The sequence below is a fragment of the Pseudoalteromonas sp. TB51 genome (genome assembly GCF_000498055.1).
GTDB lineage: Bacteria > Pseudomonadota > Gammaproteobacteria > Enterobacterales > Alteromonadaceae > Pseudoalteromonas > Pseudoalteromonas atlantica.
The window spans coordinates 14,706-30,587 of record NZ_AUTO01000177.1; the positions used below are offsets into that span (position 1 = coordinate 14,706).

Sequence of the window (15,882 nt, forward strand, 5' to 3'; positions counted from 1 at the left end):
GAAAGTGCTAATGAGTATAAAATTTCAGTCAAAGTAAAAGCCATTTTATTTTAAATATAAAATGGCTTTGTTAGGTTGGATTTAACGCAGGGTGAGCTGCTGGTTTATTTCTTCAAAAATACCGGCATCGTCTATGGTTGAAGGAATTTGTAGTTCGTCGCCATCGACCAGTTGACGTAAATTTTTGCGTAGTATTTTACCTGAACGAGTTTTTGGTAATCGCTCTACGCTTACTATCGTTTTAAGGCACGCTATAGCGCCTATTTGGTTGCGTACTGTTTGCACAAGCTCTTGCTCTACATCGGTAGGGGAGCCGGTAAAATCGTTTTTAAGTACGATCATGGCCATCGGTAATTGGCCTTTTAGTGTATCGGTAACCCCAAACACCGCGCACTCTGCAACGGCAGGGTGGGATGCGACTATTTCTTCCATTTCGCCAGTTGAAAGCCTATGGCCTGCTACGTTTATAACATCGTCTGTGCGGCCCATTATAAATAGGTAACCATCATCATCTATGTAACCACCATCGCCGGAAAGATAATACCCCGGGTACTGAGTTAAATAACCGGTTTTAAAGCGCGCTGTGTTTTGCCAAATGGTGGGTAAGCAACCTGGCGGCAGCGGCAATTTTATAGCCACCACGCCTTGCTCGTTTGGTGCGCATTGCCCGCCTTGCATATTCAATATTTGCACATCAAACCCAGGGGTTGGCACGGTAGAGCTACCTGGTTTTGTTACTAATTCTTCTATGCCTACGGGGTTACAGGCAATGGCCCAGCCGGTTTCTGTTTGCCACCAGTGATCGAGTATTGGCAGNGAGCCGCTCTCCCGCTAAAAATAGTCGTTTTAAACTACTGGTGTTGTACTGCTTAAAGCCCTCTGCATTTGGGTCTTCTTTTTTGATGGCTCTAAACGCAGTGGGCGCTGTAAATAATGCATTTACTTGGTATTGCTCTACTACTCGCCAAAATGCACTGGCATCAGGTGTGCGAACTGGTTTGCCTTCAAATAATACTGTTGTACAGCGATAAATTAGCGGGGCATACACTATGTAGGAGTGCCCAACGACCCAGCCTATATCTGAGGCAGCCCAAAACACCTCGCCGGGCTGCATGCCGTAAACGGTTTCCATGCTGTAGTGCATAGCAACGCCATGGCCGCCGTTTTCACGTACTACGCCTTTAGGCGTGCCTGTGGTGCCTGAGGTATATAAAATATAAAGAGGATCACGCCCACTTACAGGTACTGGCTCTACTGCAGTGGCTGTTTGCATTGCCTCATCCCAGTTAATATCTCTTGAGGGGATAAGCGTGGCAGCTACTTGTTCGCGCTGGTAAATAACACAGTGATCTATTTTATGATTGGCAAGATCTATGGCGTGATCAATCAGCGGTTTATATTCTATTACGCTATCTACCTCTACACCGCACGAAGCGCTCAGTATGAGTTTAGGTTTTGCATCGTCTATACGTACGGCGAGTTCATGCGCTGCAAAACCACCAAATACCACAGAGTGTATAGCGCCTAATCGGGCGCAGGCCAGCATGCCTATTACAGCTTGGGGGATCATGGGCATATAAATAACAACGCGGTCGCCTTTACTAACGCCTAACGATTGCATTACACCGGCAAATTTAGCTACCTCTTGCTGTAGCTGGTAGTAGCTATACTTCTGCTGCGTATTGGTTACGGGGGAGTCGTAAATAAGCGCGGTTTGCTCGCCAAAACCGGCAATAACGTGTTGGTCGAGCGCTAAAAAACTGGTGTTTAGTTGGCCATCATCAAACCAATGGTAAAGGCCGTCAGTGTCTTGTGTGTAGGCGTGTTCAGGCTTTTTATACCAAGGTAAGCGCTTTGCTTGTTCAAGCCAAAATTGTGCTGGGTTTTGTTTAAAGCTTTCGTATTGTTGTTTATATGGGCCTAACATAGTGGGCTCCTAATACTAAATGTGTGTGAGAGACCTTACAAAAGGTAGGCTTTTTTTTAACCGATAGGTATTCGACTATGGTCGGCTAAAAGTTAAGCAACACTTTGGGTTTTAAAATACAAAATTGACAATACAAAGCGTGTGGCTCAGCATGGCGAGCAATTAAAATAAGAGAATACGCAATATGAGTAACGTAGTAAGAGTAGGGGTTGCGGTTATTATAATGCGCCAAAACACTATTTTATTAGGTGAGCGAATAGGGTCGCATGGTGCAAATACATGGGCAACGCCTGGTGGACATTTAGAATTTGGTGAAAGTGTTGAGCAGTGCGCAATACGCGAGGTATTTGAGGAAACAGGGCTAAATGTGAGTAAAATTACTAAGCTTGATTTTACTAACGATATTTTTAGTGCTGAGAATAAACACTACATTACTTTATATGTAAAAGCCGATTACGAGGGCGGCGAGCCTGTGCTAAACGAGCCAAATAAATGTATGCAGTGGCGCTGGTGCGACATTAATAATTTACCATCGCCACTGTTTACATCACTTAAAAACTACTTAACTACAACAACGCTTACGGCTTAGTTGATGGGCTTAATACTAATTTTTTAAAGCTCACTTGGGCGTAATCACCATTTTGTTTGTCGGTGGCCCAATCGCCAGTGCCTAAACAACCTGGGTACCAAATGCCTTTAGCGCTTTTAGTGCTACATTGGTTATAAGCACCCGCTTTAAAGTAATGCCAATCGGCAGCATAGCCATTAGGGTGATCTTTTTCATCTACCTTGCCATAGGCATCTACGTTATTGCCTAAGTTAATTGCGTAGTTAACGTCTTTTTTGCCTTGGGCGCTAAAGGTTAAGTACATCATGTTTTTATGCACGTTTACCGTGTAACTAAAGTCTTCGCCAAGCGCTATGCCCGCCACACCGGGATCGTCCGAGTTTTCCCAGGTATTACCCCACACAGGGTATGTAATGTCGGTTCGGTTAGGGTCTTTTTTTGGTAAGTTACGTTCGTAATTCCAAAAAACAGATCCGGTTTTATGGCCAGGCCATTTTTTATAATAAATTTTAAGTGGTTCGTTACCCCAGCCAAAACCCAGTTTTGTATCTATTAAGGCTTGATCTTTACCTGCGTGAATTTGCCCTACCACCACAGAGTAAGCGGCTTTTTTATTAGGATCGTTAGCGCGAAGTGCAACATGATCCACCTTGAGGGTGGCTTCCATTTTTCCGCCTACCGAGCCAAAGCGCTCCGATAGCGGGTGTACAGCTAGGGCAAAGTTATTCTTTGAATTTTTAGTTTTTATTTTGGTATTGGTGCCGCGGATCATTTGTCTTAGTTCACTGCGGGTATTGGTTGAATTGGCACTGGTAAGCGCTTTATTTGGCGAGGTAAATACCATATAACCTTGATCATCAAGGTAGAAAAAATCAGGGTGCGCGTAGGTTTGGATCTCTTCTACGTCTACGGTATCTATTTTTCCATCGTTATTGAGATCTACAGGTACGTTTATTTTCCATTGCGATAAATCAAATTTTGACGCAGGTACTGCGACATTACTATCAACAGGTGTACTTGTGCTGGCACAGCCCATAAATAGCAAAGGGGTAACAGCAGCCAGTGCTGTGAGTTTAAAAGTAGATGTTAGATTTTTCATTGTTGTCTCTGTGTGATGATATTAAAAATGAACGATATTAACTTCGCTTAACTTTAATCTAACATACCAATTTAAAATATCAATATTACCAATTTTTTGTTTTCGTAGTTTTTATAGTGCCTTTTTGGTTATACCAAAGTGGTTTTTTGTTGCTGTTGTTTTTTACGTTTTTTATTTAGGTGTTTGCGCTGCGCTTTTTTTACATGCTTAACTATCCACTTTGTCATAAGAGGCATAAGTTCTGGCGCAAAGTTATGGCCCATCCCAGGGACTACTCTTAGTTTGGCTTTTTTTATAAGGCTTACCGTTTTTTTGCCTGCACTTACGGGTATTACCACATCGTCGCTGCCATGAATTACTAAAGTGGGCGTTTTAATTTTACGAATTAAATGTTGCCTGTCTTTACTCGCGGCCATAGCAATAAGTTGGCGTTTGTAGCCACTTGGATTATGCGAGCGCTCTACAATTTGCGTTGCATGATGGCGAAGTGCGTCTTCTGATTGAGGGTAAGCAGGGCTGCCAATAAGTTGGTTAAGTTTAATGTTGTAGTTTATTGCCTCATCACGGCTGGATGTTTTGGGCTTTAGTTTGGCAAGCTTTATAAATACGCCAATGCTTTTGGCACTGAGCCTTGGCAGGCTAGAGCTTGACATTATAGTGGTTAAACTTAGCACCTTTTTTTTATGTTGAGCTGCAATTAGCTGAGCAATCATACCGCCCATAGAAGCACCTACAAAATGCGCTTTTTTTATTTTAAGGGCCGCCATAAGCGCCAATACATCGTTTGCCATATCATCAAGTAAATAGGGCGTTTGCGTGCGTATGGGCAGGCGTTTACTTAACCACGATTTAAATAAACTCGGGCTAGGGTGATGCTCTAAATGAGTAGAAAGGCCAGTGTCGCGGTTATCAAAGCGTATAACCCTAAAGCCTTTTTTTACTAAGGTGTAGTAAAGCGAGTCGGGCCACACAGTCATTTGTGCGCCTAAACCCATAATAAGTATGATTGCGGGGGCTTTTTTATCGCCTTCGTCTTGGTAACTGAGTTTTATACCCTGAGGTGTTTTAATTGTTCGCATAGCCAACTAGCAGTGTTTGCGTTGCTAAAATTATAGACCCTGTTTATTACAACTTGTTGGCAGTAGCCGGAAGCGGTAGTTGCCACTTGGTTAAAATAGCCTGATATTCGCCGTTTCTTTTAGCGTGTTAAGTGCATGGCTAATAGCGCTTGCGGTGTGTTTATCTAGGGTTTTGTTGGCACTAAAATATAATTTTGAAGGGTAGTCGGTTAAATGAATTCGCTTAGTTATTAAATTGGGATTTAGGCCTGAGTGCTTTAGCTCGTTATTTAATGTAAGTGTATTGGTTAGTACAAAGTCGATGCGTTTTTTATAAAGCATTTGCCACAGTTGCTGATAGTAGCTTACAAGAACTAGGTTTTTGTCTTCGGTAAAACCGGCGTTTTTCAAATAGGTGGCACTTGAATAGCCACGTATTGTGGCCACTTGGTAAAATTTTGCGTGATTAAGGTGGGTAACTTCATCAGTACGGTTTTTTAAGCTAACTAAATAAGCATCGGCAAAGTATGACTCACCTAGCCAGGTGTATTGCCTTGCTCTAATAGGGGTTTTTAAAAGAGACAACGCAATTGCATTTGGGCTGTTTTCAAGCATTGTAAAAATACGCGCCATAGGAATTATTTCAAACTTGGCGGATAGCTTTGTGTGTTTAATGGTGGCTTTGGCTAAATCGACTAATGCGCCGTCGGGTTCGTTATTTTCATTTATAAAATGATAAGGCGGGAGATCTTCTGCTACAAAGGTAATGGTCTGTGCGTTGCACATGGCGCTATAAAGCATAAACACAAAAATACTTAATACTACACGCACAAATTTAACCCACATTTTTAATTATTATGCGTTCTAGTTTAAAGAGTGTTGATTAAAAGGTATACCATAAATGTTTATTTAATGTGAATAACACTGTGGTTCATTTACGTTTTAAAAATTGTGTGGGTGTGCAATGGTGCCATCGTAAAAAAGCACGATTAAACGAGCTCTGATCTTTAAAGCCTAACAGGTTAGCTAGTTCGCTAAGTGGGAGCGTGCCAACTAACGTGTGGGAGCGGTTTTTTCTTTCTTGTTCAAGCAATTGCGCAAAGGTTACATGTTGTTTTTTTAAATGTCGCTGTAGCGTGCGCGGTGTTACGTTTAGTGCGCTTGCAACTGCAATAAGCTGGCAATTTTGTAATGTTGTTTTTGCAATAAGTAGCTGTTTAACTTTTTCTGTTAAGCACTGCTGACTTTTAAAACGCGATAGCTGCTGTTGTGAAAGCTGCTTAAATGTAGCATTTACAATGGCGTTGTCGGTTTTAAAGGCAAGGTTTAAATAACTGCTCGGAAAGTTTATTTGGTTATGCGCTGCGCCGCTTATAACGGGGCATTTAAACCAGGCCTCTAACTGTTGTGTGTGCCTTTTAGGCCAATTATGTATAAAGCTGATACTGCTTGGGCAAAGCGATGCGTTTATTAACTGGCGAATAACGCTTACCCACGCAGTCATGTTTCGTAATACTACTTGTTCATTACAATGAGGATGAGCATGCCAGCGCACCGTAGCGGTGTCTGCAACTTGCAAAAACTGCGCTTTACCAATATCTGCCACTAAGCTGTCGTAATTTAACAGTGCCTTTATAGCGCTACTTAGGGTATCGCTCGATTCTATTAAATAGCCCAATATACCGTAATCTGCGGGGCGAATGTGCATACCTAAAGTAAAACCAAACAGCGGATCGTTTAGCGCTTTTTGGCCATACACAAGCAGCGCATTGTAACTTTGTAAACTAATACGGGGTGCTAATTGCTGACTATGCTGGCGACTAAATTCAGTAAACCCGATTGCCTTAAGAGCCGTATTAGAATCAATACCTTGGGTTTGCAAGTAATCTAAAATGCTCGAAAAGTAATGATCAGCCAGTGTATGCATTTGTCGTCTAAAGCTAAAAAATGGTCGTGTATGAGCAAGCTTGCCATGTTCAATTTTTATATGCTAGTTACATGAGTAATTATCTTCGCTGTAAACAATGATCTTTATATCAATAAAACAAACGCTTAATGCAGATCCTTTGCAAATAATAACCACCTTGTTGGATCATCAGCAGTTAGATCGCTTTTTTAATGCCAAGTTTGAGCTAATAAAAACAGCAAATAGCGGTGAGCTAAAAGGCGGGAAAGGCGCCATTAGGCAAGTGAAAATGGCAAATGCCACGTTTAATGAGCGTATAATAATGGCTAACCCCAGCCACATTTGCTACCAAATAGTAGGTAATAAGCCTGTGGCAAACCATCAAGGTGATATTTATTTAGTTGCTAATACAGGCGCTAAAAGTATCACTACCGAGCTTAATTATTGTATACGCTGCAAAGCGCCGTGGTGGCTGCCAAATGCTTTGCTAAAACACCTAATTAGTAAAGATATAACCCAGGCATTAAATAAACTGCAGCATTACTTTATGGCGGGCAAAGTATGAACTCAGAAATTATTTTACTTGCCCTAAGCCCTGTATTTTTAGTGTTTGTATGCTTTGAATTTGTAAAATTTAAGCGCTATTACAATATAAAAGACAGCCTAGCAAACACCGTTTTAGCCTTGTTGCACCAAGGCGCAGATGCAATTGCACTGCTGCTACTTATGCCATTTTTTTACATGCTTTACGAGTACCGCTTATTTGATATAAAGCTAAGTGTATTAAGCGTTGCTTTTGCATTTTTACTGCAAGATTTTTTGTACTATTGGTTTCATCGTGCGTCGCATCATATTCATTGGTTGTGGGCTGCGCATGTGGTGCACCACAGTTCCACTAAAATGAATTTTACCACTGCGTTTAGGCAAAGCATAATGTACCCAGTAGCCGGCATGTGGGTATTTTGGCTACCTATGATACTGCTAGGGTTTGACCCTTTAACCGTATTTAGTGTAGTGGCACTTAATTTGGCGTATCAATTTTTTGTGCACACGCAAATAGTGGCTAAGTTAGGCTGGTTTGAAAGCGTATTTAATACGCCATCGCACCACAGGGTTCATCATGCAATTAATAAACGCTACCTTGATAAAAACTTTGCCGGAGTGCTTATTATTTGGGATAAATTATTTGGCACATTTGTAGAAGAAAACAAAAATCAGCCCTGTAAATACGGCATAGTAGGGCAGCTAAATAGTAATAACCCACTAATAATAACGTTTCATCAGTGGGCTCATTTATTAAAAAGTACCTATACGGCGAAAGGGTTAAAAGCTAAATGCAAAGTGCTATTTGGCTACCCAACCAGTAGTGTTAAAGTTAAAAACGAGTGATTTAGCCAAGTGGCTTTTTACTTCTTGGCGCTCCAAGTAAAATAAACATGTGGCAAATACAAATAGATAAAAACGCACTCACACCTAAGGCACCGCCATAACCATCAAGCTTTGGTACTAGGTATTCAAATAAAAACGAAAATAAAATAGATGAGCTGGCCACGGTATAAATACCAAATCGGTGTGGGGCGCTCATGCCTATAAATGTGCCGCCAAAAAATACAACTGAGTATAAGTCGGGGTTTAGGTTCAAAGCACTTAATAGTAAGTAAGCAATAATTGAAAGCGAGGCTGAGGCACGTATGCCATCAAAACGATTATGTTTGGCTAAGTAAAACGTTAAAAACGCACCTAATAAGGCTATAAACGGGTATTCTAAATTCATAAAACCATTCCTTTGGCCAACATAAATAAAGCCACGCTTGCAAAGGCAACACTGCCAAGCTTACCGCCAAATCCGGTAAACATATTTATGGTAAGCACATATAAACTGGCGCCAATAACAGAAATTATGGCTATTTCCCAATAACTTGTAATTAAGTGTGAAGAGCACATGCCGGCAAAACTACCTGCGTAAATAGCCGCATAGGGATGGTTTTTAAACCGAGCAGGAAAAGGAATAAACGAGCCAATTAGCCCTGTAAGCGCCGCCGAAATAACTAAAGGCAATGCAAAAGTTGTGTGCATGGCAAAGCAGACTACAAAGCCTAAAAAGAAGGTTATAAATTTTAAAAATAAGAATTTAATCATAGCAGCGCATTTTAAACTAATCCTTTTACGCTTTCTAACTATCTCTAATAAATAAAATGTGGGTGTTAGCGTTAAATGTTATTAAGGCTACTTTTTAATCTGGGTTGGTATTAACTATGCTTATTTGTGGCTGTTAATGTTTCATAAATTATATTTTATGTATAATAGAGGTTATTAATATACAAATTTAAAAGATTAAAGGTAATTTATGTCTAACTGTTTGCACTTGGCTATACCCGCTGGCGATTTAAAAGTAGCGAAAACGTTTTACTGTGATGTGCTTGGCTGTAAAACAGGGAACAGCGAAGAAGGGCGCTGGGTAGACATAGACTTTTGGGGTAATGAGCTCACATTACACCAAAGCGAAGAGCGCTTACCCACTGTTCGCCACGATGTAGATATGGGCGCAGTGGCGGTACCGCATTTTGGTATTCATTTATCTGAAGATGAATTTAACGGTTTAAAAAAACGTATAGAAGATGCGGGGCTTGAATACCTAGATAAACCGTATCGCCGTTTTGTTGGTGATGAGTTTGAACAAGAAACCTTTTTTATTGAAGATCCAAACGGCAACGTGCTTGAAATGAAAACTATGGTAAACCCTGAGGTTTTATTTAAAAAAGCGTAAGCAATATTTATTAAAGAATAGGCCACTTTTGTAGTGGCCTTTTTTGTACCTATAGATGAAAATAATTACACCGTATGAGTGATATTTATTCACTCTACAGTACGGAATTTTAAACGTAGACTAACGCGCAACTCTCATACTTTATAGTTATTTATGTTGCTGTTAAAACTCACCATTGCGCCATTACTTTTATTATTTATTCACCTTGCTCAAAAACGCTTTGGCAGTTTTGTGAGCGGTATTATTCCGGGCTTGCCTATTACATCGGGCCCTATTTCGTATTTTATTGCGCTTGAGCAAGGTAAGTTATTTGCGAGTAACTCGGCTGTGGCGTCGCTATATGGCATGAGCGGTATAGGCTTATTTTGCTTTTGTTATGCTGCCATGCTTGCAAAATATGGGGTGGTTAAAGCGTTGTTTGCTGCATTAACACTATGGTGCGCTTTTAGTGCATTTACCTTGCTATTGCCGGTTAATATTGCCTTTGCATCGGTGCTCTCGCTCAGTACTTTATTGGTGCTTGCGCTGGCATCGAGTAAGTTAAAATTTGCGCCCGATGCCAAACCTTTTACCGCTGCGTGGGAGCTGCCGCTAAAAATGTTACTGGTCAGCTGCTTTATTATGTTAGTTACGTTTATATCGGCAAAAATAGGGGCAATGTGGAGCGGGTTACTTTCTACTTTTCCGGTAATTTTGGCGGTTATGGGCAGTATTGCGCATGCAAGTGATAAAAAATACTCGGCGTATAAGGTGCTTAACGGCGGCATTATTGGCTCGTTAGGGGGCTGTGTGTTTTTTGCTGTGATTGCACTCGCGCTTAAGTTTGAATTTGTGATTTGGCAGGTATATGCAGCGGCTGCAGTGTGCTCAACTTTATTTACCATTATTATGAGCCACTATGTTAACCGTAAACAATTTGCCAAGCCGGCTACGGTTTAATAGCAATAAGCAGTATTGCTTAAATTTAGCCATCTACTAACGTGAGCGGCTTAACCTTTCGTTGTATTTTTTCGTGGTACATGGCGGTGTCGCCCGCTTTTAAAATTTCATCAATAGAGTGGGGCGGTTCACTAAATACGGTAGTACCCATACTTGCTTTAATGGCTATAGGGTCGTTGTTGTGATTTATTGTGAGCCTATTTAGGGCGGTTTTTAAATGATGAGTTTTAGGATTTACCTGCGCATTAGTATAAAAATGTGCAAGTACGACAAATTCATCACCGCCTAAGCGCCCTACAGCATCGCTGCTGCGAACACTGCTTTTTAAGCAACGGGCAACGTTGCATAAAGCGTCATCGCCTACAGCATGGCCGTAGCTGTCGTTTATTTGTTTAAAGTCGTCTAAATCTATATACATCAAGCATAATACGCCGCCTTTTTTGGCGTGCATATTGATAAGCGCGGTTGATTTTTTAGCCCAGCCCCTGCGGTTTAAAATACCACAAAGGGGGTCGTAGTCTGCTTCGGTTTCGGCGCGCTTTTGTGCAATTCGCATTCGGCTTATACGCCTTGAAACCGCAACAGCTAATAAAAATGATTCAACCGCAAACGCTAACACAAACCCATAACGCTGCATAAACGGGCTTTGGTTAATAAGCAGCACCCTAAAAATCATACTTACTAATACAAAGCTAAGCGCTACAAATACGAGTGTTGCCTCGCGTACACCTTTGAGGGCTTGCATGGCTGCTAAAGTAAAAATAACAGCCACAATAAACAGCGAAGAATAAGCCATTATATGCCCTGCTATTGTCCAAAATAACAGGTCGGTAACGAGCATTTTAAGTACCGCGCATAGCATTACAGTACAGGCCAATGTTTTGAGCAGCTTGGTTAATTTAGGCCAGCGTTTATTAGTCTCGAGTAACGCAAGCATAAACCATGTGGCACTTAGTACGGTTAAGCCAATGCTAAGTAGGTATAAGTTAAAAATAACGCCAGAGACATGCTGCGTTACAAATAAATACAGTTGCCCTTCTTGGAGTAAAATAAAGCTGCCAATACAAAAAATGTAAATGCTGTAGAGCTTAAATACACTTTCGTTAAGTCTATGCCCCATTATTAATACATAAAAAATAAGTGTAATGCACAACCCATAAAATGAGCCCATAATCAGCGAATGTTGCTGTGCTTTTTTAAAATAAATATGAGTTGGCTGCCATTTAAACCGCGGTGTGTAATTAAGCTTTGATTCTAATGTTATTGTGGCTGTAAAAGCCCCCGAGTCCATTAAGTAGGCTACTTGCCCTGCTTTTAAGGGCGCTTTTACAGTGTTGTTTTGCTGCCAAGTAAAGCTATCTAGCCCCGGGCGTAAAAAGCTTAGTACGCCACCATTTTTAACAGAGCAACTTATTTTATATTGATTAACACCGCGTTGAGCAGTGAGTTCAGAAGGAGTATTTACCTTTAGCACAGAGGCAGGCGTGGGTGAGTTTAAGTGCTTTATTTTACATGTATCGGCAGCATGAGAATCAAAAGTAATAAATAACGTGAGCAAAGTAATGAAAACAAAAAAGAGCGCCCCCTTATTTTTAGGTGGGAAAAACGTCAATCTATTACCTTTATAGCTCATAAGCGGGTCCAATTTTTACTACTTTTTTTATACTAGCAGAGCCGGACTATTTAGCTATTAGTTTACTGTTTAATAGCGCTTAAAAGTGCGCTATTAAACTAGCTCCTGAGGTGTTTATGCCCGCTAAGTACAAAATAGCCGCAACTTAGTTAAGTAATTAAAAACACCATGTTGATAATTTGGCAATAATATTCGTATTAATTGTTTTAAATGATGATAGTAAACTGTACTCATTGGTTACTAGCCTTATTAACAATAAAACAGGATCACACTATGAAATACTTACACTCATTATTAAGCTCTAACGCAGGCATGGCAGCACTTATTTTACGTGTACCCGTTGGTTTAATTTTAGCAGCGCACGGTGCACAAAAATTATTTGCTTGGTTTGGCGGCTACGGCCTTGAAGGCACAGGGCAGTGGATGGCAAGCATTGGCCTTGAGCCTGGCTACTGGCTTGCAATGATGGCAGGCAGCGCTGAATTTTTTGGCGGCATTGCCTTAGCCATTGGTTTATTAACGCGCCCAGCGGCTGTAGTTACGGCGTTTACTATGCTGATTGCGATATTTAGCGTGCACATTAGTCATGGTTTATTTGTAGCAAACAACGGCTATGAGTTCGCACTTACTTTGTTAGTTGCCACGGCTGCACTGGCTATACAAGGTGCAGGTAGCTTATCGGTTGATAACGTAATTGCTAAAAAGTTAGCGAATAAATCGCTGCCTCAGTAGTAGTAAATAACAATTCAGTATTAAAAAATAGCGGCTAAATTAGCCGCTATTTTTGTATGGGTTAAGCGCTGTTTTATTTAGCACTAAATTTTAAAGAGTAGTTGTATTGCTTTTGCTCTAGTAAATACTCTTTATGGGTACTTGGGCTCCACGAGTCATCGCCGCCAACACCCATATGTTGATGGTCAATATGTACATGTAAGCAATCATCAGCTACTAGCTCATTGGTGTGCTTTGCTTGCGTTAACATGCTTTGTGAGTAATCGCTGGCGGCAAATAAAAACGTACCAGTTATGTTTAGGTTATTAATGCAAAGTAATTGGCAATCACTACGTACGCCATTATCGGTTGGGAATATATACGGAGTATGTAGCTCATTATATTGTGCGCTGTAATACCCTAAGCGCGCAGCCGCTTTACGATCTGGGTAGTTTTCAAATGGGCCTAAACCAAGCCAATTTACTTGTGTATCGCTTGGTTTATTAAGCGTTGTGCTTAACCCTATGCGTGGCATGGGTGGGAGAGTATCGTTTAGTTGTACATCAACATTTAAGTTAATTTCACCGGTATTATTAAGTGTATAAAGCCAAGTTGTTTTTGCTTGTACTGCGCCATTAAATTCATAACTAAATACACAGGTAATACGTATATCTAAGGTTGATTGCACTACTTCAAACGAGCGACATGTACGCTGCCACTGCCCAATACCCGCTCTTAACCAGCGTGCTTCCCATGCGTTAGGGTCTAGGTTGTCTACTTCGCTTACGCCTATGTCGTTATCAAGCGGGGCGCGGTAAAAATTATCAACTAATGGGCTTTTAATAACTTGGGTTTGATTGTGCAGCCATTGCTCAATAAGGCCTGATTGGCTATTAAACACAAGTTTAAAGGTATCGCCTTCAATACTTAGCTGTGTGTTGGTTTCGCTAATATTTAGTGCGCCGTGCGTTGAGGCGTTTGCTAAAGCAGGCGAAAATGCATCAGCGCTTAAACTTTGGCTATTTATAAGCTTAAATTGCTCGGTGTTTAATACATGCTCGGCACTTGCAAAGCTTGAGTCGTTAATCAGTGCAACATCTAAATTAAGGTGGTATTGCGCACCTGCTTTAAACACCGTTTTTGAATTAATAGTTAGCGTTTGCGTGCTTTGCGGAGCAATATTAATAACTTGCTCGCCTTGCTCTACACATTGGCCATTTTCTATTAACTGCCAAATAAGCTTTTCGTTATCGGTTGCTCTAAATACATAATCGCTAAATACATCAACGGTATAGTGGTTTTGAGTTTGCTCTCGCAGCGTAAATTGTAAATGTTGCTGGCTGTATTTAGCTTCAAACAGGCTTGGGTGCGGTGTACGGTCTGGAAATAATAAGCCGTTTATACAAAATTGGCGGTCGTTTAGTTCATCACCAAAGTCGCCACCGTAAGCCCAATAATGCTTGCCGTTTTTATCTGTTTTAGATAAACCTTGGTCTACCCAATCCCAAATAAAGCCGCCTTGCAAACGCGGGTATTCTCTAAATGCTTGCCAGTAATCGTCAAAGCTACCTAGGCTGTTACCCATTGCATGGGCATACTCGCATAAAATAAGTGGACGCGTTTCACCCGGTAGGCTTAACCACTTTTTAATAGAGTATTTAGGTACGGCATCGTCGGCAACATGGGTATCTACACGGGCGTACATAGGGCAAATAATATCGGTTGCTGTGGTATTTGCGCCGCCACCTTCGTATTGCACTGGGCGCGATGGGTCAAAGCTTTTTGACCAACCGTACATCGCATCGTGGTTGGCACCGTGCCCGCATTCGTTACCCAGTGACCAAATAATAATAGAGGCGTGGTTTTTATCGCGCTCAACCATTTGCGTATAGCGCGACATAAATGCGCCAGCCCACTGCGGATCGCTGGCAAGCCTACCCATAGGAAACATACCGTGAGTTTCTATATTGGCTTCGTCTACTACGTATAAACCTAGCTCGTCACACAGCTCGTAAAAACGAGGGTGGTTAGGGTAGTGAGCGGTACGTACAGCATTAAAGTTATTTTGCTTCATCAGCTTAATATCTTCAATCATGTCGGCAGTGCTCACCGTGTGGCCGTTTTCTGGGTGGTGTTCGTGGCGATTAACACCGCGCATAAGCAGCGGCTTGCCGTTTAAGCAAAGCTGCCCGTTAAGCATTTCTACTTTTCTAAAGCCAATGTTGTAGGCTTCTACATCTACAGTATTGCCTTGCTCATCTAGTAAGCTTACAACGCAGCGGTATAAGGTCGGGGTTTCGGCGGTCCATTTTTTAGGGTTTTGTATATCAATTGTTTGAAATACGACATCGTTCCAGCCGCCTTTTTCATCAACGCGTTTATTGTTAGTGCTTTGTATGTGTGGCTCACACAGTGCTTGTTCGCCATCAAAAACCTGTACTGCTACTTGGTAGTTATTTGGCGCATCAATTGCGGTTTTTATATGCAAAGTCGCATCGCGGTAGCAGGCGTCTAAATCTGGGGTTATAAATACATCGCGTATTTGGTGTTGCGGTTTAGTAAGTAAATTAACATCGCGGAATATACCGCTTAGCCACCACATGTCTTGATCTTCTAGGTAACTGCCATCGCTCCAGCGAATAACCATAACCGCAATCCGATTAGTACCTGCAACTAACAGTTTGCTTAAATCAAATTCGCTGGGTAAGCGGCTATCTTGCGAGTAGCCCACCCATTGGCCATTACACCAAAGGTGAAACGCCGAGTTAACGCCTTCAAAGATAATATGATTACGCTGAGCTAATTGATCCGCCGTAATCGTAAATTCAGTGCGGTAACAGCCTGTAGGGTTATCGCTTGGTACAAAAGGCGGATTAACTGCAAAGGGGTATTTAACATTACAATAAATAGGTTTATCAAAGCCGTGTAATTGCCAGTTAGAAGGCACTGGAATACTTTGCCAGTCGCTGGCGAGTGCCTCACTTAGTAATGACTCATCAACCGCTTCGGGTTTATCAAATAATTTAAAATCCCACTGGCCGTTTAAACTTTGTTTTTGTGATTGTGTGTTTGTACGGGCATGGTCAACGCTTTTAAAACCATTAAGTGGGCTGTGCGCTTTTACTTGATTAACTTGCACCGAAATTGGGTTTTCCCAATCGCGGCGGTTAATTATGTGCTGTAGTGAGTTCATTCGTGTCCTATTGCATGTGTGGCAATTATAGTGGCTTAAATATAGCTAAAATAATGCGTTGCGGTTATGCTTAAAGCTCTC

13 protein-coding genes and 2 pseudogenes are annotated in these 15,882 nt (G+C 41.4%); 6 read left to right on the forward strand and 9 right to left on the reverse strand.

Features of this window, described 5'->3' with window-relative positions; genetic code table 11:
* Positions 1–81 precede the first annotated feature (81 nt).
* Positions 82–1,927 (reverse strand): annotated as a pseudogene (locus L650_RS0109255) (AMP-binding protein).
* 184 nt (positions 1,928–2,111) lie between these two features.
* On the opposite strand from L650_RS0109255, the gene L650_RS0109260 reads away from it, so the two are divergent.
* On the forward strand, positions 2,112–2,516 hold the full coding sequence (locus L650_RS0109260) for a nucleotide triphosphate diphosphatase NUDT15 (RefSeq protein ID WP_029772935.1): 405 nt from the start codon (positions 2,112–2,114) through the stop codon (positions 2,514–2,516).
* Here the strand turns inward: L650_RS0109260 and L650_RS0109265 are convergent.
* The 4 genes and pseudogenes from L650_RS0109265 to L650_RS0109280 all read right to left on the reverse strand — a co-directional run bounded on the left by L650_RS0109265 (position 2,506) and on the right by L650_RS0109280 (position 6,579).
* A complete protein-coding gene (locus L650_RS0109265; RefSeq protein ID WP_029772936.1) occupies positions 2,506–3,594 on the reverse strand; it encodes a polysaccharide lyase family 7 protein in 1,089 nt (362 codons plus the stop codon). The genes L650_RS0109260 and L650_RS0109265 overlap by 11 nt on opposite strands.
* Before the next feature lie 128 nt (positions 3,595–3,722).
* Positions 3,723–4,673 (reverse strand): alpha/beta fold hydrolase, encoded by a 951-nt coding sequence (locus tag L650_RS0109270; protein WP_029772937.1) that lies wholly within the window; start codon positions 4,671–4,673, stop codon positions 3,723–3,725.
* A gap of 46 nt (positions 4,674–4,719) precedes the next feature.
* Positions 4,720–5,498 (reverse strand): annotated as a pseudogene (locus tag L650_RS0109275) (substrate-binding periplasmic protein).
* Between the two features lie 85 nt (positions 5,499–5,583).
* A complete protein-coding gene (locus L650_RS0109280; protein WP_029772938.1) occupies positions 5,584–6,579 on the reverse strand; it encodes an AraC family transcriptional regulator in 996 nt (331 codons plus the stop codon).
* Between the two features lie 97 nt (positions 6,580–6,676).
* Here L650_RS0109280 and L650_RS0109285 point away from each other — a divergent pair, with 97 nt between their 5' ends.
* Together L650_RS0109285 and L650_RS0109290 are read left to right on the forward strand one after the other, a co-directional pair.
* Entirely contained in the window at positions 6,677–7,123 is a 447-nt protein-coding gene (locus L650_RS0109285; protein WP_004586054.1) for an SRPBCC family protein, read from the forward strand.
* Entirely contained in the window at positions 7,120–7,947 is an 828-nt protein-coding gene (locus L650_RS0109290; RefSeq protein ID WP_029772939.1) for a sterol desaturase family protein, read from the forward strand. Before L650_RS0109285 ends, L650_RS0109290 begins: the two co-directional genes overlap by 4 nt.
* A 1-nt stretch (position 7,948) precedes the next feature.
* Here L650_RS0109290 and L650_RS0109295 read toward each other — a convergent pair whose 3' ends face one another.
* Both L650_RS0109295 and L650_RS0109300 read right to left on the reverse strand, forming a co-directional pair.
* A complete protein-coding gene (locus L650_RS0109295; RefSeq protein ID WP_004586056.1) occupies positions 7,949–8,332 on the reverse strand; it encodes a hypothetical protein in 384 nt (127 codons plus the stop codon).
* On the reverse strand, positions 8,329–8,634 hold the full coding sequence (locus tag L650_RS0109300; RefSeq protein WP_085065459.1) for a hypothetical protein: 306 nt from the start codon (positions 8,632–8,634) through the stop codon (positions 8,329–8,331). Before L650_RS0109300 ends, L650_RS0109295 begins: the two co-directional genes overlap by 4 nt.
* Positions 8,635–8,905: 271 nt before the next feature.
* Between L650_RS0109300 and L650_RS0109305 the strand changes: the two genes are divergently transcribed.
* Together L650_RS0109305 and L650_RS0109310 are read left to right on the forward strand one after the other, a co-directional pair.
* The gene (locus L650_RS0109305; protein WP_024033213.1) at positions 8,906–9,325 is read left to right on the forward strand and encodes a VOC family protein; all 420 of its coding nucleotides are present in this window, start codon (positions 8,906–8,908) and stop codon (positions 9,323–9,325) included.
* 153 nt (positions 9,326–9,478) lie between these two features.
* Positions 9,479–10,264, forward strand: a complete 786-nt coding sequence (locus L650_RS0109310; protein ID WP_223230558.1) for a hypothetical protein — start codon at positions 9,479–9,481, stop codon at positions 10,262–10,264.
* Between the two features lie 25 nt (positions 10,265–10,289).
* Here L650_RS0109310 and L650_RS0109315 read toward each other — a convergent pair whose 3' ends face one another.
* The gene (locus tag L650_RS0109315; protein WP_223230559.1) at positions 10,290–11,876 is read right to left on the reverse strand and encodes a diguanylate cyclase; all 1,587 of its coding nucleotides are present in this window, start codon (positions 11,874–11,876) and stop codon (positions 10,290–10,292) included.
* 294 nt (positions 11,877–12,170) lie between these two features.
* On the opposite strand from L650_RS0109315, the gene L650_RS0109320 reads away from it, so the two are divergent.
* Positions 12,171–12,629: a DoxX family protein gene (locus L650_RS0109320; protein ID WP_004586061.1), complete on the forward strand. Its 459-nt coding sequence runs from the start codon at positions 12,171–12,173 to the stop codon at positions 12,627–12,629.
* Between the two features lie 73 nt (positions 12,630–12,702).
* Here L650_RS0109320 and L650_RS0109325 read toward each other — a convergent pair whose 3' ends face one another.
* Complete coding sequence (locus L650_RS0109325; protein WP_029772943.1) at positions 12,703–15,801, reverse strand: beta-galactosidase; 3,099 nt, start codon at positions 15,799–15,801, stop codon at positions 12,703–12,705.
* Positions 15,802–15,882: the final 81 nt, after the last annotated feature.